This window comes from Deinococcus apachensis DSM 19763, from assembly GCF_000381345.1.
GTDB lineage: Bacteria > Deinococcota > Deinococci > Deinococcales > Deinococcaceae > Deinococcus > Deinococcus apachensis.
Genome location: NZ_KB906406.1, coordinates 1 through 21,675 on the forward strand (window position 1 = coordinate 1; position 21,675 = coordinate 21,675).

A 21,675-nucleotide genomic window follows, 5' to 3' on the forward strand; every position below is an offset into this window, starting at 1 on the left:
GACCTGCGCATCCCACTGAGCGGTAGAGAGCAAACGTTGCACTCCATCTGGGGTGTGTTCCCCAATTCGCTCAGCCACCTGCCAGCCGTTTTTACGTTCGATTGGGCTCAAGAGGGCCTGTAAGTAGGCCAGGGCGCGTTGACGCTGTTCACTGCGGGCAAAACGAGGAGCAATCCGCTGGTGGAGCGTACCCAGCTCCGTCAACCATCGCCGAGGAAGTGAGGCTGCGCCGGAACGCGTCATTCCCCAGGCTACTGCGCCTTAACTGCGGCTGTAGTACTAATAGAGGGGTCAAAAAAGCCCTCTCCGAGGGGAGAGGGTGGGGTGAGGGGTCTTTTAAAGGCTCTACGCCTCCGCCTCGGGGCGCTTGCCCTTCCCGCCCGCCTCCGGGGCGCGGGTTAGCTCGGCGGCAGGCACCCCCACCAGCATCCCCTGCTCGGTGTGAACGTCCACGGTCCCTGATAGCGGGTGCAGCTTCACGACCTTGCCGCACGCCCCGCTCCCCTCGTGGCAGACGCGGGCGTTCTTGCGCGGGAGGTCCTTGAGGAGGTCGAGATACTGAGTGTGCTCGAACTGGAGGCAGCACAGCAGGCGGCCACAGGGACCACTCAACTTCTCCGGGTTCAGGGGGAGCTGCTGGTCGCGCGCCATGCGGATGCTGACAGGCGCGAACTCCTGGAGGTGGGTGCTGGAGCAGTTCTCGCGCCCGCAGGCGCCCAGGGTGCCGATCATCTGCGCCTGCTCACGCGGGCCGACCGCCGCGAAGTTCACCCGGGCGCGGGTGTGGGCGCGCAGCTCGCCGATCAGGCCGTTCAGCTCGATGCGGTCCTCGGCACTGTAACTCACCGTCACCAGGCTCTCGTCGAGCGTGAACTCGACCGCCACGATCTTGACGGGCAAACCACGCTCGCGGGCCCGGGCGCGCAGCAGCCACTTCAGGTCCTCGCCCTGCCGGTACAGTTCCTCCCAGCGTTCCAGGTCCTCGGGTCCCGCGGCCCGCAGCACGGCCCCGTAGCGGCCCTGCGGGTCAGGGGCCGTCCCCTCGCCGCGCACGGTGGCGACCTCCGGCCCGCGCTTGCCCTGCACGACGACGCGGGTGCCCACCGCGTGCGGCTCGGGGCTGAGCATCGCGTGCAGACGGGGACTGCGTTCGAACCTTACAGGCAGGACAACCACGAGGAGCAGGATGTCACGCCGGATGTGAGGGCGTCGAGAGCCGGGTTACGAACGGATGAGAGGCAAGGGGAACACGCCCCGTGATGGGCGGGCGAGGGCAGCCCCCCGGCATTCGTCACAGAGGAAGGCTGGTGAGCGCGGCTGCTCTTCCGTCGGCACTCGGCAAGAGAGGCCCGGGAATTCTGGCTGACCTTAGGACGCTCTGCCCGCTCACCCCTTCCCCCTCAAGGGGGACGTGCTTTGAGGATCAACGGTCCTCAGTGCCGCTCGGCGATGACCTCGATCTCGACGCGCACGTCCCTCGGCAGGCGGGCGACCTGCACGGTGCTGCGGGCGGGGTAGGGCGCCTGGAAATACTCGGCGTACACGGCGTTCATCACCGAGAACTCGTTCATGTCGGCCAGGAACACCGTGGTCTTGACGACCCGGCCCAGGTCGGTTCCGGCAGCGGTCAGGACCGCGACCAGGTTGTCGAGGACCTGGCGCGTCTGGGCCTCGATGCCCTCCTCGACGAGGGTGCCGTCGGGCCGCAGGGGAATCTGGCCGCTGGTGATGACCAGGTTGCCGAAGGTGACCGCCTGGCTGTAGGGACCGATGGCGGCGGGTGCGTCCGGGGTCTCCACGATGTCTTTCATACCCCCACTGTACCCGGGTGGGCGCGGGGGGCAGCTCAGCCCGAGGACTTGCGTGCCGCGCGCTCGGGGGGAGCGGCGGCGCGCAGGGGGGCCGGGCGGGGAGGGGGACGGCCCAGCCGGGCACGCGTCACCCGCTGGGCCACCAGGACCCCGCCCAGCAGCACCACGCCGAGCAGCCCAATGGCGGTGCGCTGCTCGGGGACCAGGATCATGCCCAACAGGGTGAAGTAGGCCAGGATCAGCAGGACGTAGGTGAGCGGGCTGCTGCCCCGCTGGGCGCTGAGGAGCATGTCCACGTACAGCGGGCCGTCGACCTGGCGCGGCGGCAGCGTGTAGTGCGGGAGGCGCTGATCCCGGGGGACGTCCACCACGATGACGGTGATGTTGTCGGCCCCACCGGCATCGTTCGCCGCGTTCACCAGGCTGCGGACCAGCACCTCGGGCGGCTGGGGGCGCAGCAACAACTCCAGCAGCGCCGCGTCGGTGACCGCCCCGCTCAGGCCGTCGCTGCACAGCAGCAGGCGGTCCCCGGCCCGCAGCGGCAGGCCGAACAGTTCCAGCCGCACCCGCTCCTCGCCGCCCAGCGCGTTGCTCACCACGCTGCGCCACTGGTGGTGCCGGGCTTCCTCCTCGCTCAGGTTGCCCAGCCGCACCTGCTCGGCCACCCAGGAGTGGTCGTCGGTGAGGCGGTGCAGCTCGCCCTCCCGCAGCAGGTAGGCGCGCGAGTCGCCCACGTGCGCGATGATCGCGGCCCCCCGGTCCACCAGCAGGGCGAGTAGCGTCGTGCCCATCCCCGCGTACTCGCCCACCGCGTGCCGCAGCACGGCGAGGTTGGCGGCCTGCACCGCCTCGGCCAGCCGCACCGGGGGGGCGCCGCGTCCCCTCAGGTAATGCTGGCTGAGGGTGTCGAGCGCCAAGTTCGCCGCGAGTTCCCCCGCCGCGTGCCCTCCCATGCCGTCGGCGACGGCATACAGTCCCCCCCGCGGCAGGTCGAGGGCCAGGGCGGCGTCCTCGTTCGCCCGGCCACGACGCTGCCGCCCCACATCCGTCAGAATCCCGGAAGACAGGGGAGGCGTCGCGGCGGCGCGCATGTGAACAATATAAGGGAAGTCCCCGGCCCCGCCGTGTCGCCAAAAGCACATCTGGAGTTGATGGTGTGCGGCCCCTCCCACCTTCTGTGAGAGGCGAGTTGGGGAGAACTGAGCGCTGGTCAGCGCGTCGCCCCGGAAGCCCGGCGTTCCCGGGCGGTTCCGCTTACGACAGCTCGCCCTCGAAGTCCTCCAGGTCGCTGAGGTAGTCGGTCATCCAGGCACTCAGGGCCGCGCGGGTGTAGCCGCCCCGCAGGGGCATGGTGCTGTCGAGGTAATAACGGCCCTCGTACACGTAGGCCTGGGTGTAGTAGTTGCCGTTCCACTCGTTCACCAGGTCGAGGTTCAGGTCGGCCTCGTCCGCCGGGTCCCAGCCGTGACTTGCCGTCACCCGGGCGCAACTTCCTTCACGGCAGCCACTGAACCACACGTCGAGCTCGCGCCCGCCTGCCCTTACGGTCACGCTGGGGTCCTCGTCTGCCCGGGTGGGGTTGGGGGTCACGGTGTAGCCCGCCGCCCGCAGCGCCGCCGTGACCGCCTCGGGAGTGGCCGCTTGCACCTGTCCACCTCCGACCACCGGGGCGCCCGCGCCTCCCGCAAGCGCGCCGCCCAGGCTGGCAGACAGGAGGAGGGCCGCGGCGGACGCAAAGGCTTTGTTCATGATCTCACCTTACGCCTTTTCCCGGAAGCCCAGCTCAAAGGGGACGGCAGCTCCCCCTTGACTCATCCTTCACATCTTCTCCGGCGCTCAACGTGAAGCATGACGGCACCGCGCGACCCGGCCCTGACCTCCCCCCCACCCACCCGCGCCCGCAAGCGCACCTTCGGCGTATATATCGGGCGCTTCGAGCCGCCGCACGCCGCACATCTCCTTGTGATGCTGGAGGCGCTGCAAAGCGTGCAGAAGCTGATCGTGGTGATCGGCAGCGCGCGGGCGGCCCGCAACACGAAAAACCCCTTCACGGCCGAGGAGCGCCAGGAAGTCATCACGGCGATGCTGCGCGAGGCGGGCGTGGCGCGCAGCCGCCTGCTGTTCGTCCACGTGCGCGACTACTTCTACAACGAGGGGCTGTGGCTCTCCGAGGTGCAGGGCGGCGTGGCGGAGCATACGCGCGGCAGCAGCGACGTGGCGCTGATCGGGCACATCAAGGACGAGAGCAGCTACTACCTGCGCTCCTTCCCCGCCTGGGAGTTCATCCCCACCCACGTGGTCAGCCCCCTCAGCGCGACTGATGTGCGAAGGGCCTACTTCGAGGACCGGCTGGAGGACGTGCGGGGCATGGTGCCGCCCGCCGTCCATACCTTTCTCACCCGCTTCAGCGAAACACCCGAGTACGCCGAGCTGCGCGCCGAGTACGACTACCTGCGCGAGTACCGCGCGGCGTGGGCCGCCGCTCCCTTTCCCCCCGTGTTCGTCACGGCGGACGCGATGATCACGCGCAGCGGACATGTCCTCGTGGTGCGGCGGGCGGGGTTGCCGGGCCGCGGACGGCTCGCCATGCCGGGCGGCTTCCTTGCCCCGGACGAGACGCTGCTGGGCTGCGCCGCCCGCCGCGCGTACCAGGAGGCCGGGCTGAGCGAGGCCGTCAACCTCCCCGCCCCCCTGCGCGCCCAGGCCGTCTTCGACTATCCCGACCGCAGCCAGCGGGGACGCACCGTGACGCACGCCTTCCACTTCGACCTGGGCATTGGACAGCTTCCCGTCCTGAAAGCCGCCGCCGGGGCTGCCGACGCCATGTGGATGCCCCTCTCGCAAGCCCTAAGCCAGCCCGAACTTTTCTTCGAAGACCACCACGCAATCATCGAGCACTTCCTGATGAGGGGGTGACGACAGGGACACCCCCATCAGGCCGTCGCTCGGCTCACCGTTCTAATAAAGTGTTGTAGCAATAGTGAGAGCAGAAGAACGGTCTTCCCCGCCCGCAGGAGGCTTGCCATGACTCTGCCGCACCTCGACGACCAAAACCTCATCCTCGACACGGACAGCTACAAGAGCAGCCACTTCCTCCAGTACCCGGGGGGGACCACGCGGCTGTTCTCCTACCTGGAGTCGCGCGGCGGGCGCTACCCGGCCACGCGCTTTTTCGGGCTCCAGTACCTGCTGGACCGCTACCTGACGCGCCGGGTGACGCGGGAGAACGTGGAGGAAGCCCGCGAGTTGATCGAGGCGCACGGCGAGCCCTTCCCCTATGAGGGGTGGCTGCGGGTGGTGGATCATCACGAGGGCCGGATTCCGCTGGAGATTCGGGCCGTGCCCGAGGGAACCGTGGTGCCCATCCACAACATCCTGATGAGCGTGACGAACACCGACCCCGAACTGCCCTGGCTGGTCGGGTGGTTCGAGACGATGCTGATGCGGGTCTGGTATCCCACGACCGTCTGCACCCAGAGCTACCACTTGCGCGAGATCATCCGTGCCGAGCTGGAGCGGACGAGCGACCGGGCCGCCGAGGAATTGCCCTTCAAGCTGCACGACTTCGGCTCGCGCGGGGTGAGCAGCCGCGAGAGCGCGGGGATCGGCGGGCTGGCGCACCTCGTCAACTTCCTGGGCTCGGACACGCTGGAGGCCCTGCGGGTGGGCCGCAACCACTACGGCGCCGACATTGTGGGATTCTCCATCCCCGCCGCCGAACACAGCACGATCACGAGCTGGGGCCAGGAGTGCGAGGCCGAGGCGTACCGCAACATGGTCCGGCAGTTCGGCAAGCCGGGGGGAATCTTCGCCGTCGTCAGCGACAGCTACGACCTCAAGCACGCGATCAACGTCCATTGGGGCGAGACGCTGCGGCGGGAGGTCGAGGAGAGCGGCGCCACCCTCGTCGTCCGGCCTGACTCGGGCGATCCCCCCGCGATGGTGCGCCTCGCCGTGAACGCGCTGGCCGCCAAGTTCGGCACGACCACGAACAGTAAGGGCTTCCGGGTCCTCAACCACGTCCGCGTGGTTCAGGGCGACGGCATCGACGAGACGACCATCCGCCAGATTCTCCAGAACCTGAGCGTGGACGGTTTTTCCGCCGAGAACGTCGCCTTCGGCATGGGCGGCGCGCTGCTGCAAAAGGTGGACCGCGACACGCAGAAGTTCGCCTACAAGGCCAGCGCGGGCGTGATCGACGGCGAGTACCGGGGCATCTACAAGGACCCCGTGACCGACCCCGGCAAGCGCAGCAAAGACGGTGTGCTCGACCTGGTGTTGGAGAATGGCCGCATGGTGACGCGCCAGTACCGGACCTTCGACACGGATTTTCCAGGGAGCCTGATGCGAACGGTTTACCGCGACGGGGAAGTGCTGGTGCGGGACACGTTGGATGTGGTGCGGGGGCGGGCGTAGGGATGAACGCGCTGGAGCCTCTACTGCCTATCCTGCAAACACTGGAACCGCTCGGACTTCCGGCCGCCGCGCTGCAAGGTTGGTATGCCTACGCTAATCAGAAGCAGGCAGCGCGGCTCGCCAGGCATCTTGATCACGAGCTGAAACTTGTTCACCAAGAACTCTCTACCCGTGTGAATCACGCCTACCTGCGTTCCGACGCCTTTCAGGCGAACGTCGTTCAGGCTGTCCGTGCCGCCGAAATGGCCGAATCGGAAGATAAGCTCCGCTTCATCGCCCGCTCTCTCGCCGGGTGCATCCTGAGTTTTCCCCCACCTCAACTCGACAAGTTCCAAACGATGCGGATCATCGAATCCCTCTCCGACCGGGAACTTCGGGTGTTCGCCGAGTATTTCCAACTGCTCGATCCGATTGACCCCTATCAGGACTTCATCCCCGCTGACAGCCAGGTATCCATCCCAGGTCTGTCAAAGCAGGAATTTATCGCTGCCCTCTTGGGACTGGAACAACTTGGCCTCCTCACCAAGGAAAACATCTCTGATCGGGATGGGGAATGGACGGCCACTCCTTCGCATTCCGGGCAGGGCTTTGCCTGGAAGCTCACGGCCCTGGCTCGGCAGATTGCCACCCTAAGCCGACTGCGAGGAGAAGAGCCCTGAGCCACCTCCCCCTCCCCCTTCCGGCGGACGCAACCCCTTCACCCCCTACCGCGTAATGGGCGGCAGGAGGCGCAAGGCATGACGAAGCCCGAAGACCCGACCCCCGGTCACGAACCCGACCCCAAGCCTAGCGTGCCGTCCTGGGTGGACGAGGTGCTGCGCGCCGAGCCGTCGCCCGCGCCCACCCGTCCGGCCACCGAGGAAGCGGGCGACCTCCGCATTCCCGAGGAGCCCCGTCCCCAGCCCGCCCCCACGGTCGTGACGGCCACCACCCGTTCCCACACGGACGAGGCCGACTGGGTCGCCCGGGCAACTGGCGGCACGGCGAGAAGCCCGTCCATGCCGGTCGGGGAGCCCCAGGTCGCGCCGCCCCTGCCCAGCCGCCCGTCCGCCTGGCCCGAGCCGCCGCGCAGCCTGTCCTCCGGAAATGTGCCCGCCGACATTCCCCAGAAGAAGCTGATCGCCGGGCTGCTGGCGATTGTGCTGGGCAGCCTGGGCGTCCACAAGTTCTACCTGGGGATGAACACGCCGGGCGTGATCATGCTCGGGGCGAACGTCGGCGTGTGGATTCTGGCGCTGCTGCTGGGGCTGATCACGCTGGGCTTCGGCCTGATCATCACCGTGCCGCTGGCGATCCTGGTCAGCAGCGCCATCGGCCTTCTGGGGCTGATCGAGGGCATCCTCTACCTCACCAAATCGGACGGGGACTTCTACACCCAGTACGTGCTGGGCAAGAAGCCCTGGCTCTGACAGGAAGAACGGCACCGGCCTTGGCCTCCCACTGACCTCCGGTCCCCACCCGGCCTCCCCCCTCTGTAAGTTGAAGGGGGAGGCGTTCTTGACTCTCCGCTTCCAGGAAGGCAGCTTCACTCCCTCGAAACTTTGCGGGCCAGATCACACACCATCCTTATTTATAGGATAACGATATCGTCAAACAAGATATCTCTAAAGGACGTGGGTATGGAACCAAACCTGCTCAAGGGGCACCTCGACCTGATTCTGCTCTCCATCCTGGCAGGCGGCCCGATGTACGGCCTTGAGATCAGCAAACAGGCCCAGGTGGAGACGGACGGCTATTTCGACCTGCGGGTGGGGAGCCTGTACCCGGCGCTGCACCGGCTGGAGCAGTCGGGCGCGGTGGAGGGCGAGTTCCGGCCTGCGCCCCGGGGAGGTGCGCCGGTCAAGTACTACTGGCTGACCGAGGACGGCCAACGCCTCCTCGCCCGCAAACGCGAGGACTTCCGAACGTTCAGCACCCATCTTCAGGCTCTGGGGAGGCGTTATGAGGGACGAGGATGAACGGCGGTATCTGAGGCGCGCGACTCATGGGTTGTGGGGCCGCAAACGGCGCGAGATCGAGGCCGAGCTGCGCGGCCATCTGGACGCCCGCCGCCGGGAACTGGCCCTGATCGGCCTGAGCCCGGAGGCCGCCACCCGCCAGGCCCTGCGTGAACTCGGCGAGCCGGAGCGGGTGAGCGTGGGCCTGGCCCGCGTCTACCTCCTGCCAACCGTGGCGCGGACGACGATGCTGAGCGCCCTGCTGGGCTGCGGAGCTTTTCTCGCCGCGATCGACCTGTCGCACGGGCTGGCGCAGGTGCGGGGCTACCAGCCGAAGTACGCCCTGCCCGCCGGACCCTACACGTACCTGGACATCGGGAGCCTCCAGGCCGAGTTGCGGGGGGTGGGCGTGGGGGTGTCGGGCACGCCCACCCGGCCCGTCCTGACCTTCCCCAATACGCCCGGCCCGGTCGTGGTGAAGACGGGCGGGGAGGACCTGGGACCGTACCTGAGCCGCTCGCTGGTGCGCGATTACGGCACGGGTCAGGTGTACCTCGACGCGAACACGCTGGCACAGTCGCTGCTGAGCGCCGGGCTGGACGTGCGGGTGCGGGGCTGGGTCAATCCCCGGCTCCAGGTGGGGAACGTGACCCTCCGGCTGGGGACACCCGCGCAGCCGGTCGAGGCCTACAGCCTCTACAGCCTGGCGCTGACGGGGCTGGCGCGGGAACTGGGCTTGCGGGCCCCGTACAGTGCGCGCTGGAGCGGCGTGGACCTGGCGAGCCGCCACATGCTGCGGGTGCAGGGAGGGGCGGAGGACGTATACGCCCTCGTCAGTGTGCAGCGGGTGCCCCCCCCCGACCTGGACCCGCGGGTCAATCCGCTCGTCTTGGCCTTCGACCTCGCCCGGCCCGACGCGAGCGGGCGGCTGGCCTTCGCCCTCCCGTACGACATGTTCCACCTGCGGCTGACGGGAAAGGTGGAGGACCTGAGGCAGGACGCCCGACGACTCGCGGACCCGGCGCAGCGGCTACGCTACGCGAGTGCCGAGTCGCCCGCCCACGCCCTGCTGCTGCGGCTCAGCGGTGAGCTGTCCTCCCGGGCCACCCCCTACACGCTGATTCCCAGAAGCGAATCCAGCGTGGGAACGGACTGACCCTCACCCCAGCGCCGCCGCCAGATCGGCCTGCAAGTCCTGCGGGCTCTCCAATCCCACGCTCATGCGGATGGTCCGGTCCGTGACCCCGGCGGCGCGGCGGGCGGCTTCGGGCAGGCGGCCGTGCGTGGTGGTCCAGGGGTGAACGACCAGCGTGCGGGTGTCGCCCAAGTTGGGCGCGATGCGGATGACCCGCAGGCGTGCCAGGAACGCGGCGGGGTCGGGCACCTCGAAGGTGAGGACCGCCCCAAAGCCTCCGCGCAGGTATTTCCGGGCCAGGTCATGGTGGGCGCTGCCGGGCAGACCGGGATAGGAGACGCGCCCCACCTGCGGCTGTTCCCCCAGCCAGGCGGCGAGCGCGAGGGCCGTCTCACTCTCACGGCCCAGACGCAGGGCGAGAGTTTCCAGACCCTGGGCGATCAGGAAGGCGTTGTGCGGGGCGAGCGTCATGCCGAGTTGATGGGCGCCGAACCACCGTTGCCGCCAGGCCAGGGCCGCGTCCCCCCTTACATTCAGGATGCTGTTCTCGCCACCCTCGGTGTAGATCGGGTTGCGCGTCAGATCGTGCCGGGTGCCGACGGTCACGCTCCCGCCCATCACGCTGCCGTGCCCGCCCGCCCATTTGGTGAGCGAGTGGGTCACGATGTCCGCGCTGAACTCCAGTGGGCGGCAGAGGTAGCCGACGCCACCCCAGGTGTTGTCGATTCCGAGGAGGGCACCCCGTTCGTGCGCTATGGCCGCGAACGCTTCGAGGTCCGGCACGTCCCCTGCCGGGTTGCCGATGGTCTCGGCCCAGACGAGGCGGGTGTTCGGCCCCATCGCTGCCCTGATAGCCTCCGGCGTGTTCTCTGTCAGGGTGGCCGAGATGCCCATCAGGGGCAGGATGTTGTTCAGCAGGCCCGCACTGCCGCCGAAGAGGCTGGCGGTGGAGACCACATGATCTCCCGCTCTACACACGCTGAGGATCGCGGTGAGGGTTGCGGCCTGTCCGCTGGAGAGGGCGACCGTCGTCGCCCCACCCTCCAGCGCCGTGATCCGTTCCTCCAGGGCGCGGACGGTGGGGTTTTGCAACCGGGCGTAGCTCAGGCCCTGGTTGAGCTGAAACTCGCTCTGCGCCTCCTCCAACGTGGTGAACTGGAAGGCGGCGGCCTGGTGGATGGGGATGCCCACCGTCTGGCCCAGGCCACGGGGAATGCCGGTCTGGACAGCAGCGGTCTCGTAACTCCATTCGGTGTCGGTCGGTTGGGTCTCGTCGAGCGGAGGGCGGGTGTCGGTCATGCGCCCACGCTACGCGCCGGGAGGGGATAGGGTGCGGGGCATGTCCTACCTGTCTGAACTGCGCGTGGTGTGGGGGTCAGCGCCCCTCATCGCGGTGGGGGTGGGGCTGCTCATTCAGGACGAACGGGGGCGGGTCCTCCTTCAGAAGCGGGGGGACGACGGGTCGTGGGGACGCCGGGGGGCAGCCTGGAACCCGGCGAGACTTTCCTGGAGGCTGCCCGGCAGGAGTTGCTGGAAGAGACGGGGCTGACCTGCCCGGATCTCGCCCTCCTCCCACTCGAAGAAGGGTTGGTGAGCGGCCCGCAGTTCTACCACCGCTACCCGAACGGCGACGAAATTTATCTGGTCGGGATGCGCGCCCACGGGACGCTGCCCTCTTCCGCCCTGGAGCACGCGACGCCGGACGACCGCGGGGAAATCCTCGCCCTGGCGTGGTTCGCGCTGGGCCAATTACCGCCCATCAGCGGCAACATCAACCGCGCGCAGATGAACGTCCTGTGTGCCCGCGCGGGCCTGCCACCCCTTCCCCTTCTCCCCTTCCCGGAGCCGCCACCTATCGGGAATCACATGGCCCAGCTCCGCTCAGTGGTCGGCCCACGCCCCCTCTTCGCACCCGGCTCGACCATCCTGGTGACGGACAAGGTGGGACGAATACTTCTGCTCCGGCGCGATGATACCGGCCTCTGGACCCTGCCGGGCGGCATCCTGGAACCCGGCGAGAGCTTCGAGGCGTGCGCCCGGCGGGAACTCTTCGAGGAGACGGGGCTGAGGGTCGAACAGCTTGAGCCACTGCACCTGTACGCCGGGGCCGAGTACCGCTTCACCTTCCCCCACGGTGACGTGACCGACAACGTGAGTGTGCTGTACCGGGCGCAGGAAGTCGGCGGCGACCTCCACCTTCAGGCGGAGGAAATTTCAGGGGCGGCCTGGTTCGTTCCGGCAGACCTTCCCGGCACAACAGAATTGAGTGGTCCACTCGTCCGGGCGATGCTGACCTCTGCCTCTTCCCTCCCTTCCTCAACTTCGCGCGACAATTCCCGAGCAAAATGATGTACTGCTGAGGTGAACCTAAAGATTGTTAGAACCGGCGCGCTTCTGAGCCTGTCTGCTCTGCTGCTCGCGGCTTGCGGTCCCAAGACTGGAATCGTCACCCCCGACCCCGATGTGCTGACGGAGCCGCCCGCGCTCACGGTGGGCAAGGCAACTGAAGTTCAGAGCGTACCCGCCGTCCTCGACCGCGCTTCCAGGACAATGGTGAGCATGCTCAATCCGGGCAGCCCGGACTTCGACCCGGACCTGAAAGTCCTCTTCCAGTTGCTGGGGGCCAGCGCCGTCCCGAACGCCTCCGCCAACCCGCTCGGCCTGGGGCACGACCTGACGCGGATGCTGACCGGGCAGGGCACCATTCGGCCCCTGGACACCTCCGCGACTCCCGTGACCCAGCAAAACTCCCTGCCCACCGGGACCTATACGCTCGACGCGGCGGGGAACGTCACCTCCAGCCCGGAGCCCACCACCGGGTACGTGATGAAGAATCTGGCCAAGGGCACGACCTTCGTGGTGAACTGGCGGGAGGGCGGTGCGGCGACCGTGTGGGTGGAGTACACCCAGGCTGGCCCGTACCTGGTCCGCATCCGGCAGGAACTCCCCACCCACGCGAGCGCGACCTTCAGCAAGGGCAACACCACGCTTGCCGCCGCTGAACTTAGGCTGACGCCGGGCGAGTGCCTGGGAACCGCCGGACCTAGCGCCCTCAGCCTGGGCGCCTGGGCGGGTCGCGAGCAGAACGCCCCCGTGGCGCTTGACCTCCAGTACGGCTGGACGGACACCGGCATCACCCTCAAGGCGCAGGCCAGCTACCACACGCGCACCTACAGCGCCGGGGCGGCGGTCGACCTGGATGTGCGCGGCACGACGGCCAACCGCTGCACCCCGGCCAGCCTGAGTTTCACGCCCACCCGTGCCGACTTCAAGGCGAGCGCCAGCGTGCCGGACGACGCGGTGGAGGCCACCCTGGGCCTGCGGAAGCTGAACAATCTGGTCATCAGCGGGGCCGAGGTGAAGACCCCCTCCCCCTTCGCGCGGATCACAGGTGACGTGAGCGCCAGCGTGACACACAACGGCCAGCCCATGCTGACCGTCTTCGGCCCGCTGGCGGACGGCACCGACATGGACCTGCTTCCCGGCGACGCGGTGACGGTGCGCTACGTGCAGAACGGCAAACTGGTCGAGACGAACCTCGCCGACACGCCGAAGAAGTTCTTCCGTTAAGGCAGGTATGCAGGAGGGGGAGGTCGCACCACCGGGCCTCCCCCTCCTGCTGCCCGCTATTTCTCCCGGATGCTCCAGCCCTGGGACCGCACCGCTCCCATCAAACGCTCCATGATGGGGTCCACCTCGGCGTCCGTCAGCGTCCGCTGGCCCCGGAAGACCAGGCGCACGGCCACGCTGCGCTGCCCCTCGGGGATGGGGGCGCCCACATACACGTCGAAGGGCTCGACGCTCTCGAGCAGTTCACCCGCCTCACGCCGCAGCAGGCCAGCGATGTCCCCGTAGCTGACCTCCTGCGGGGCGATCACGGCGAGGTCGCGCCAGGCAGCGGGAGCGCGACTGGGGTCGCGGAAGGTCCAGGCCCGGCCGGGCAGGGGCAGCGCGGCCTCCAGCAGGAAGGTATCGCCCTTCAGACCGAACTCCCCCGCGATCTCGGGGTGGAGGGCGCCGAGCCAGCCCACGGGCTGCCCGTTCCACACCACCTCGCCCGCGATGCCGGGATGAAGGGCGGGGGGAACGGCCTCCCCGCGCAGTTGCCGCAGTTCCAGTTCCGCACCCAGGCTGGCGGCGAAGGATTCCACCAGACCCTTGAAGGCGCCGAAGGACCCGGCAACCCCCGCGGCGTACGTCTGCGGCGCCAGCGGCCCACGCATCAGCAGGCCGAGGCGCTCCTGCTCCCCCTCGGCGGGGAAAATCCGCCCAATCTCGAACAGCAGGACGCGCTCGCCCTTGGGGTGGACCTGCGCCGCCCTGAGCAGGCTGGGGTAGAGGGCCGTCCTCATCCCCGTCCGGTCGGCGGTCAGTGGGTTCCGCAGGCGCACGCCCGGGTGCTCGCTGCGAGCCTTCCCCGCCTCCTCGTCGCTGGTGAAGGTGTAGGTCACGACCTCCTGAAAGCCCAGGCCGCTGAGGGTGCGGCGCAGGGTGTCACGTTCCCGGCTCGCTTGCTCGGCCCCCAGGTTGCTCTCGTGAACGCGCAGGGTGGGCAGCGTCTCGGGGAGGTGGGCGTAACCGTGCAGCCGGGCGACCTCCTCGGCCAGGTCCTGCCAGATAGTCATGTCCACGCGCCAGGAGGGCGGCGTGACAGTCAGGCGGTCGCCCTCCCACTCGACCCGGCACCCCAGGCGGGTGAGGATGTCCGCCATCTCGTCTGTGCCCACCCCCATGCCCAGCAGCGTGCGAATCTGCTCGCCCATCACCTCGATGGGGCCGGGCACCTCCGGTTGACCCACCAGGGTCGCGCCGGGGTGGGCCTGCCCGCCACCGAATTGCGCCAGCAGACCCGCCACCCGGTTCGCGCCACGCGGGGCGAGGAGGGGGTCCACCCCGCGCTCGTAGCGGTACACGGCGTCGGTCTTCAGGCCGAGTCGCGTACTCGTGCGGCGCAGCAGCACCGGGTCGAAGTGCGCCGACTCGATCACCACGTCCGAGGTGTCGGCCCGCACGTGGCCGTGGTCGCCCCCCACGATCCCCGCGATGCCGAGGACGCCCTGGCCCTGCTTCGGCTCCTTCGCCGTGGCGAAGGCCTCCGCCACGCTGGGAATGCTCACCTCGCGCCCGTCGCGGATCAGGAGGTCCTCGGGGCCGACCGTGTGCTCATTGCCCAGCAGGTCGCGCACGACCTCGCTCTGACGCAGGCCGAAGGACACGATGATCTGATCATCCGTCACCTCGCGGCGGTCGTACAGCGCGGTGGGCTGACCGAGTTCCAGCATTACATAGTTGCTCGTGTCCACGATCAGGTCGATGGGGCGCATCCCGGCGAGGGTGAGGCGACGCTGCATCCACAGGGGCGCGGGGCCGTTCTTCACGCCATTCACCGTGCGGGCGGCGAAGTGGTCGCAGCCGAAGCGAATCTTGCGCGAGGGATCACGTTCGAGGGTAATGCCGCGCGGGGGCAGGGTCACGCGAATCTCACCCTGACCGCCGGACGGGAGCCCCACTTCCGGCTCCACCAGGTCGAGCTTCAGAAAGGCCGCGAGGTCGCGGGCCAGACCCAGGGCGCTCAGCACGTCGGCGCGGTTGGGGGTAACCTCCACGTCGAGGACGGAGTCCGCCTGCCACAGCTCAGACATGGGGGTGCCAGGTGCCGCCGTGCCCGCCGGGAACAGCATCAGCCCCGCGCTGGTCTCGCCGATGCCGAGTTCCTTCGCGCTCGCCGCCATGCCCCAGGACTCGACGCCCTGCATCTGGCGGACGCCGTATTCCACCTCGCCCAGCGTCGTGCCGGGCGTGACGAGGGCGACCATCGTTCCGGCGGGGAGCTGGGCGGCGTTGGGCGCCCCGGAGGCAATCGTGCGAGGGCCGTGCGGCCCCACGTCGAGCGAGAGCTTGGTGAGCTGCGTCCCCTCGATGGGCTCGGCGGAAGTCACGGCGGCGAGGATGACGCCCTCGGGAGGAGCAGGCACTTCCTCAATACCCTCCAATGGCAGGCCCATGCTGGCGAGGATGGGTTCGAGTTCGGGGGCGGGGGGGAGTTGGGGAATCAGTTCTTGGAGCCAGGAGTGGGGGAGTTTCATGGGAACCTCGGAAGGGGTGGGAGTGGCCTACAAATCGCGCTGGCGGTCGCTTGCGTCCCCTACTCTCCCCACTCGTAGGGGGAGTGGGGGACGAAGAAAGACCTACCCCAACGCCCCCCGGAACTGCCCCAGCACCCGCGGGTCGTTCGCGTAGAAGTACCGGATGTCAGGGATTCCATACTTCAGCATCGCAATTCGCTCCGGCCCCAGCCCGAAGGCGAAGCCGGTCTTGCCCTCGTACACGCGCGGCTTGCCTTGAGCTTCCCTCAGGTCGTCCACCGCCCTGAAGACGTTGGGGTGAATCATCCCGCAGCCGCCCAGTTCCAGCCACTTGCTCTCGCCGCGCGGATTCTCCCACCACACCGCGAAATCGGCGCCCGGCTCGACGAAGGGGTAATAGCTGGGCTGGAAACGCACCTTCGCCGTGGGGCCGTACAGGCCCCTCGCCATCTCAGCAATCGTGCCCTTAAGATCCGCCATGCTGATGCCGTCGCCGACGACCAGGCCCTCAAGTTGGTGGAACATCGCCTCGTGCGTCGCGTCGGTGGCCTCGTAGCGGTAAACCTTGCCGCGCACCACGACCTTGAGGGGCGGCTCGTGGTCCACCATGTAGCGCACCTGCATCGGGCTGGTGTGCGTGCGCAGGAGGCGACCGTCCTCCAGCCAGAAGGTGTCCTGGAGGTCGCGGGCAGGGTGATACCACGGCACGTTCAGCGCCTCGAAGTTGTGGTGCTCGTCCTCGACCTCCGGCCCCTCGATCACCGCGTAGCCCATTCGTTCGTAGATGCGGATCAGGTCGTCATACACGCGGCTGATGGGGTGCAGGCCACCCGCCGGGAGACTTAACCCGGGCAGGGTCACGTCGAGGGCCTCCGAGGCGAGCTTGGCGTCGAGGGCGGCACGTTTGAGGACCGCCTCGCGCTCGGTGAGGGCCGCGTCGATCGCCTGACGGACAGCGTTGATCTCGGCGCCGCGCGTCTTGCGCTCCTCGGGGGGGAGCTTGCCCAGGCTCCCAAGTTCCTTGGTGACCAGGCCGCTCTTGCCCACATACCGGGTCTTAACGGTCTGGAGGGTGTCAAGGTCGGGGGCTCGCTGGATGGCTTGCAGGGCTTCTTCTCTCATGGGGACTCCTCCGGCAAAAGAAAACCCCGCCACGCAAAAGTGGCGGGGACGGACGCTCGACCCGTTCTCAGGTCAGCGCGGCCCCGCGGCCCGTAAAGGGCGAACGTGCACCGGGGCGGGGCGTCATGGCTTCAGGGTAGCGGGCATGGGAGAGAGGGTCAAGGTGGGCCTGACCGCGCGATCACACTTGGCCCGGCAGAGTGGGGCGTGTGAGACCCCACCCGACCCTGCCCACCCTGCTCGCCCTCTCGCTCACGCTCGCGGCCTGCGGCGCCCGTTCCGGTGCCGAGCCCCCGGCCCTCGGTGCGCTGGCCGCTGCCGGGGAACCCATCATCAACGAGCTGTACTACGACTCGGCGGGCACGGACACCGGAACCTTTATCGAGCTGCGCGGTCCGGCAGGCAAGAGCCTGAGCGGATACACGCTGACCGCCTACGACACGGCGGGCACGGCGTACCGGACACTCACCCTCTCGGGCACGATCCCCGCAAGCGGGTACTACGTGGTCGCGCAGGACACGACCGTGCCGGGCCGCACCCTGGTGAACTCGGGCACCGACCTGAACAACGGCAGCGCCAGTCTGCGCCTGCTGAGGTCCGGCACGGTCATCGACGCGGTCGCTTACGGCACGCCGACAACCGGGCGCGGCGAGGGCTCGTCCGCCCCCACCACGGGCGCCGGGTCCGCCCTCGCCCGCGTTCCTGACGGGCAGGACACGGATGCGAACAGCGCGGACTTCCGGGTGCAGGCGGCCACACCGGGCGCGGCGACTGGCGGCACCTCCACCCCCAGCGGGAAAACCGTGCTGTTCGACCTCACCAAGCACGAGGACGCCGGAAACGCCGACTGGCGCATCGACGGGGCCTACAGCGACTACGCGGCGGCGTTGCGCGGCCTGGGGTACACGGTGAGGGCGCTGACGGGGACGGCGATCACCTCCACCGCGCTGAGTGGCGCCCAGGTCCTCGTGATTGCCGAGCCGCAGAATCCCCTCTCGGACAGCGAACGCTCGGCCATTCAGACCTTCGTGCAGAACGGCGGGGGGCTCTTCATGGTCAGCGACCACCGGGATTCCGACCGCGACAACGACGGGTGGGACAGCCCGGAAGTGTTCGGCGGCTGGGACGGCAGCACGCCCGCGAGTGTCACGACCTCGCTGCAGCGCAGCCTGGACAGCGACACGCTCTTTGGCCTGCGCCACTCCTTCAACTCCAGCTTCAGCGACCCGGTGTACACGGCCACCCCGACGGCGGGCACCCATCCCATCGTGGTGGGCGGGGCGGGCAGCGGGGACGACGTGGTGAGCGCGGGGGTGTACGTGGGCACCAGCATTGACGTGCTGGCGGGCACGGGCGTGCTGGGCGCGAACGGGAAGACGTACCTGGGCGTGAACACCGTGGGGGCGGGCCGTGTGGCCGCCTGGGGGGACACCAGCACCTTCAGTGACGGGACCTTCAGCGACGGCACGACCAGCCAGTACGCGAACTGGGGGAACCTGGGCAACGCGAACCTCGGCAAGAATGTGGTGCGCTGGCTCGCGGGCGACCTGTAAACCGACACCCAGGGCGCGGGCGGGCTAATGCAGCTCCCCGCGTCCTTATTTTTGGCCTTGGGACCCGTGGCGACCTGTGCGACCATGCCCCCTATGAGCGAGATCGTGTGGCGGAGCGCGGAGTCGCGCGGTGGGTGAGGTTCACGCGGAGGTCCTTCTGCTCGCGGCGGGTGTATTGCTCCTCGCCAGCTTGGTCGTAAGCCGGTTGGGCGGGCGGCTGGGCATTCCGGGGCTGCTGCTGTTCCTGGGCGTGGGGATGTTCGCCGGGTCGGACGGGTTGGGCATCCAGTTCTCCGACTACCGGCTGGCGCAGGCGCTGGGCACGCTGGCGCTGTGCTTCATCCTCTTTCAGGGTGGGCTGGACACCAACTGGCGGCTGGTGCAGCCGGTGGTGAGGCGCGGCCTGAGTCTGGCGACCCTGGGCGTGCTCCTCACGGCGGGGGTGATGGCCGCCTTCGCCCACTTCGCCTTCGGGTTTCCGTGGCTGGCGGCGTGGCTCCTGGGGGCCATCGTGAGCAGCACGGACGCTTCGGCGGTCTTTTCGGTGCTGAAGGAACGCAATCTGGGCCTGAAGGGCGACATCGACCCGCTGCTGGAGTTCGAGTCGGGCGTGAACGACCCGATGGCGGTCTTTCTCACGGTCGGCCTGATCGAGCTGATCTCGCACCCCGGGGCAGGCGTCCTGGAGATCGTGCCCCTCTTCCTGCGGCAGATGGTGCTCGGCGCGCTGCTGGGGGCCGTGCTGGGACGGGCCGCCTTATGGATACTCAACCGAGTACAGCTCCAGTTCGAGGGGCTGTACTCGGTCCTCACCCTCGCGCTGGCGCTGACGATCTTCAGCGGGACGGCGGTTGTCGGCGGGAGCGGCTTTCTCGCGGTCTACATCGCGGGCGTGATCCTGGGCAACGCCGACTTTATCCACAAGCGCAGCCTGATCTCCTTCCACGACGGGCTGGCGTGGCTGATGCAGGTGGGAATGTTCCTCACGCTGGGGCTGCTCGTCAACCCGCGCGAGCTGCTGCCGACCGCCGGGCTGGCGCTGGCGTGCGCCCTGGTGCTCGTCTTCGTGGCGCGGCCCGTCAGCGTGTATCTCAGCCTGGCGCGGGCACGGATGCCGCTGAACGAGAAGACGATGGTCGCGTGGGTGGGCCTGCGGGGCGCCGTGCCTATCGTGCTCGCCACTTTCCCGCTGCTCGCCGGGGTGCCGCAGGCGCAGACGCTCTTCAACGTCGTCTTCTTCATCGTGCTGACGAGCGTGCTGCTCCAGGGCACCACCCTCACCCTCGTCGCCCGCTGGCTGGGGGTGCGCGAGACGTTGCCGCCGCGGGCCGCCTACCCGATCACCTACACGCCGACCGGCCACAACAAGAACGAGATGGTGGAGGTCGAGGTGCGCCCCGGCAGCGACGCGGACGGCGCCCGCATCGTGGACCTGCACCTGCCGCCCGAGGCGCTGGTGATCCTGATTCACCGCGCGGGGGAGTTCCTGATCCCCAAGGGGGCCACCGAACTCGCGGCGGGGGACAGCGTGCTCGTGCTCGCAGGTGGCGAGGAACTGACCGAGGTGCGCCGCCGCCTGGGCACGGCGGGCTGAACCGAGGGTGGGAGGCGGGCGCCGGGTTCGGTAGGCTGGGCAGCGGTTTTCCCCGATCCGAACGAATGTCCCCCGGAGGTTCCCTGTGGTTCATGTCCGCGCCCCCTTGAAGGTTCTTGTCGCCGCCCTGCTCGCCCTCCCGCTGACGGCCGCCGTGGCCCAGGGCTCTGGCCAGTTCGGCGGGCTGAAGTATCAGGTTCCCGCCGGGTGGACCTCCCGCAGCGAGGTGGGCGCGCTTGTCCTCAGCCCCTCGGGACTGGCATCGGGCGAGGTGGTCACGGTGCGTTTCCTGCCGCCCGCGAAGGCCCCCACCGACTTCGCCGCCTGGTTCGCCACGCACGTCGCGGCCAATGCGCGCGACCTCGCGGGACAGCGCGCCAGCCCCGTGCAGCCGGAGAAGACGGACGAGGGCGACCGGGCGCTCACGCAGGTCGTCATCGGGACCGTGAATGGGCAGCCCCGCTTCCGGTACTTCCTGGCCGTGCTGCACGGGAATCAGGTGTTCGCGGCGCACTACACGACTTCCAGCCTGGCGCTGCTGGAGAAGTACCAGCCGGGCCTGGAGGCGTTCCTGAAATCGGTGGACCCAGCGGGGCCTTCTTCCGGGCCCCAGGCGAAGGCGCCGACCACCCCGGCGCAGGGAACGACCCGGCCCACGACCCCCACCACATCCACTGGTGGCGCCTGGCCCAGCGTGACCGCCGTCAGCACCCCCAAGTTCGTCGCCTCGGGCCGGGACCCGGAGGCGGAACCCATTCCTGACGAGTTCCGCTGCTATGCCGAGTTGCGGGGCAGTGACTACAGCAAGGCCCCGCTGCGCCTGCAAATCCTGGAGGGGCGGCAGTACCGCATCGGCGACGGCACGAAGGTGCTGGGCTCGGGGGCCTTCACGACGGTGAAGGGGACGTTGAACAAGGTGCGCTGGACCTCCGGGCCGCTCGCCGGAACCGACGACGCCTACCTGAACTTCAACGACTACGGCCAGACCATCAGCCTCCAGAACATCGGCCCGGAGGACAAGCAGATCGACCTCGAGTGCTACCAGCGTGGCCCGCGCGAGGACCAGGCCCGGCTGACCTTCGGCCTGCGGACGCCCAAGCCCGGCCGCTACGCCTGCACGGCGGTGAACGCGAACGGGAAGGCCGCGCCGCCGCTGGAACTCCTGCCCGGCAACCGCTACCGCGTGAACGGCGCGGAGGGGCAGTACCGCCTGGACCTCCTGAGCGACCAGGACGACGACAACGGTGACGTGGACTTTCTGAGCGGCCCCTGGGCGGAGAGGTCCGGCTTCTACCGGGAGGAGAACGGCCAGCGCACCCTGTACGTATCCCGCACCGCCGAGTGCAGCGTGACCGTGAAACCCACGCCGATTCCCCGCTACGGGAAGACAAAGGCCCCGGCCCCACCCAGGGGTTCCGGCGTACTCTCGGGCGCCTACGCGAGCTGGCAGGCGGACGTGGGGGGCTACTGCGGCGGGCTGTGCTGGAACTTCTACGTCTTCGACAAGAACGGCTACGTCTACACCGACGAGCCGGACACGGGGCTGGAGGACGCCGACTGCTCGCGCACATGGCCCAACGGCCTGCCAATCTGCGAGGTGTACTCCTTCCGAAACGGACAGCTGAGGATCGGGGAGGGCAAGCCCGAGCCGCTGAGGAAAAAGCCCGGCGGCGGCTACGACCTGGACGGCACCACCCTGCTCGTCGTCCGGCCCGTCTCGGGGCTGAAGCTGAACGGGACGTACCGCAGCTTCTCGGCCAGTTCCAGCCTCGGTGGCCTGACGAGCAGCTACTCGGAGGCCTTCTTGCGCTTCACCCCAGACGGCCGCTTCTCGCGGGAATCCTCGGGGGGCGCCAGCTCCACCTTCACGGACACGGGCACGTCGTCCGGCACGACGACGGGCGGCGTGACCGGACGAGCAGCCGCAGCAGCAGCGGCACGTACCGCTTCGTGGGCAACACGCTGGAGCTGAAGTACGCTGGCGGCCACGTGGTGCGCTCCTTCGCCTTCCTGCCCGACTC

General features: G+C 68.7%; 19 protein-coding genes. 11 read left to right on the forward strand and 8 right to left on the reverse strand.

The window, feature by feature from the left end; translation table 11 throughout:
* The 5 genes from F784_RS25360 to F784_RS0113430 all read right to left on the reverse strand — a co-directional run.
* The coding region (locus tag F784_RS25360; protein WP_211211902.1) for a transposase at positions 1 to 243 on the reverse strand (243 nt) is incomplete at its 3' end.
* Positions 244 to 345: 102 nt separating this feature from the next.
* Entirely contained in the window at positions 346 to 1,128 is a 783-nt protein-coding gene (locus tag F784_RS0113415) for a PSP1 domain-containing protein (protein ID WP_019587239.1), read from the reverse strand.
* A 305-nt stretch (positions 1,129 to 1,433) separates the two neighbouring features.
* On the reverse strand, positions 1,434 to 1,811 hold the full coding sequence (locus F784_RS0113420; protein WP_019587240.1) for a RidA family protein: 378 nt from the start codon (positions 1,809 to 1,811) through the stop codon (positions 1,434 to 1,436).
* 35 nt (positions 1,812 to 1,846) lie between these two features.
* Positions 1,847 to 2,902 carry a PP2C family protein-serine/threonine phosphatase gene (locus F784_RS0113425; protein ID WP_019587241.1) on the reverse strand — a complete coding sequence of 352 codons (1,056 nt, stop codon included), beginning with the start codon at positions 2,900 to 2,902 and terminating at the stop codon, positions 1,847 to 1,849.
* Between the two features lie 163 nt (positions 2,903 to 3,065).
* The gene (locus F784_RS0113430; protein WP_019587242.1) at positions 3,066 to 3,560 is read right to left on the reverse strand and encodes a YbjN domain-containing protein; all 495 of its coding nucleotides are present in this window, start codon (positions 3,558 to 3,560) and stop codon (positions 3,066 to 3,068) included.
* A 99-nt stretch (positions 3,561 to 3,659) separates the two neighbouring features.
* Between F784_RS0113430 and F784_RS0113435 the strand changes: the two genes are divergently transcribed.
* The 6 genes from F784_RS0113435 to F784_RS0113465 all read left to right on the forward strand — a co-directional run bounded on the left by F784_RS0113435 (position 3,660) and on the right by F784_RS0113465 (position 9,320).
* Positions 3,660 to 4,727, forward strand: coding sequence for a bifunctional nicotinamide-nucleotide adenylyltransferase/Nudix hydroxylase (locus F784_RS0113435; protein ID WP_019587243.1), 1,068 nt, complete (start codon positions 3,660 to 3,662; stop codon positions 4,725 to 4,727).
* A 108-nt stretch (positions 4,728 to 4,835) separates the two neighbouring features.
* On the forward strand, positions 4,836 to 6,227 hold the full coding sequence (locus F784_RS0113440) for a nicotinate phosphoribosyltransferase (RefSeq protein WP_019587244.1): 1,392 nt from the start codon (positions 4,836 to 4,838) through the stop codon (positions 6,225 to 6,227).
* 2 nt (positions 6,228 to 6,229) lie between these two features.
* On the forward strand, positions 6,230 to 6,886 hold the full coding sequence (locus F784_RS0113450; protein ID WP_157465253.1) for a hypothetical protein: 657 nt from the start codon (positions 6,230 to 6,232) through the stop codon (positions 6,884 to 6,886).
* A gap of 78 nt (positions 6,887 to 6,964) precedes the next feature.
* On the forward strand, positions 6,965 to 7,636 hold the full coding sequence (locus F784_RS0113455; protein ID WP_019587247.1) for a TM2 domain-containing protein: 672 nt from the start codon (positions 6,965 to 6,967) through the stop codon (positions 7,634 to 7,636).
* Between the two features lie 210 nt (positions 7,637 to 7,846).
* Positions 7,847 to 8,185, forward strand: a complete 339-nt coding sequence (locus F784_RS0113460) for a PadR family transcriptional regulator (protein ID WP_019587248.1) — start codon at positions 7,847 to 7,849, stop codon at positions 8,183 to 8,185.
* Positions 8,169 to 9,320 (forward strand): permease prefix domain 1-containing protein, encoded by a 1,152-nt coding sequence (locus F784_RS0113465; protein ID WP_157465254.1) that lies wholly within the window; start codon positions 8,169 to 8,171, stop codon positions 9,318 to 9,320. The genes F784_RS0113460 and F784_RS0113465 overlap by 17 nt, the downstream gene beginning before the upstream one ends.
* 3 nt (positions 9,321 to 9,323) lie before the next feature.
* On the opposite strand, the gene F784_RS0113470 is transcribed toward F784_RS0113465, so the two are convergent.
* Entirely contained in the window at positions 9,324 to 10,598 is a 1,275-nt protein-coding gene (locus F784_RS0113470) for an aminotransferase class I/II-fold pyridoxal phosphate-dependent enzyme (RefSeq protein ID WP_019587250.1), read from the reverse strand.
* 165 nt (positions 10,599 to 10,763) lie between these two features.
* Here F784_RS0113470 and F784_RS23160 point away from each other — a divergent pair, with 165 nt between their 5' ends.
* Together F784_RS23160 and F784_RS0113480 are read left to right on the forward strand one after the other, a co-directional pair.
* On the forward strand, positions 10,764 to 11,648 hold the full coding sequence (locus F784_RS23160) for an NUDIX domain-containing protein (RefSeq protein ID WP_019587251.1): 885 nt from the start codon (positions 10,764 to 10,766) through the stop codon (positions 11,646 to 11,648).
* A 12-nt stretch (positions 11,649 to 11,660) separates the two neighbouring features.
* On the forward strand, positions 11,661 to 12,869 hold the full coding sequence (locus tag F784_RS0113480) for a hypothetical protein (RefSeq protein WP_157465255.1): 1,209 nt from the start codon (positions 11,661 to 11,663) through the stop codon (positions 12,867 to 12,869).
* 56 nt (positions 12,870 to 12,925) lie between these two features.
* On the opposite strand, the gene F784_RS0113485 is transcribed toward F784_RS0113480, so the two are convergent.
* Positions 12,926 to 15,385: a phenylalanine--tRNA ligase subunit beta gene (locus F784_RS0113485; protein ID WP_019587253.1), complete on the reverse strand. Its 2,460-nt coding sequence runs from the start codon at positions 15,383 to 15,385 to the stop codon at positions 12,926 to 12,928.
* 102 nt (positions 15,386 to 15,487) lie between these two features.
* On the reverse strand, positions 15,488 to 16,507 hold the full coding sequence (pheS, locus tag F784_RS0113490) for a phenylalanine--tRNA ligase subunit alpha (protein WP_019587254.1): 1,020 nt from the start codon (positions 16,505 to 16,507) through the stop codon (positions 15,488 to 15,490).
* Positions 16,508 to 16,716: 209 nt separating this feature from the next.
* Here pheS and F784_RS0113495 point away from each other — a divergent pair, with 209 nt between their 5' ends.
* The 3 genes from F784_RS0113495 to F784_RS24645 all read left to right on the forward strand — a co-directional run bounded on the left by F784_RS0113495 (position 16,717) and on the right by F784_RS24645 (position 21,626).
* A complete protein-coding gene (locus F784_RS0113495) occupies positions 16,717 to 18,060 on the forward strand; it encodes a lamin tail domain-containing protein (RefSeq protein WP_019587255.1) in 1,344 nt (447 codons plus the stop codon).
* Positions 18,061 to 18,190: 130 nt separating this feature from the next.
* Positions 18,191 to 19,654, forward strand: coding sequence for a potassium/proton antiporter (locus F784_RS0113500; protein ID WP_019587256.1), 1,464 nt, complete (start codon positions 18,191 to 18,193; stop codon positions 19,652 to 19,654).
* An 85-nt stretch (positions 19,655 to 19,739) separates the two neighbouring features.
* Positions 19,740 to 21,626 carry a hypothetical protein gene (locus tag F784_RS24645; RefSeq protein ID WP_019587257.1) on the forward strand — a complete coding sequence of 629 codons (1,887 nt, stop codon included), beginning with the start codon at positions 19,740 to 19,742 and terminating at the stop codon, positions 21,624 to 21,626.
* Positions 21,627 to 21,675: the final 49 nt, after the last annotated feature.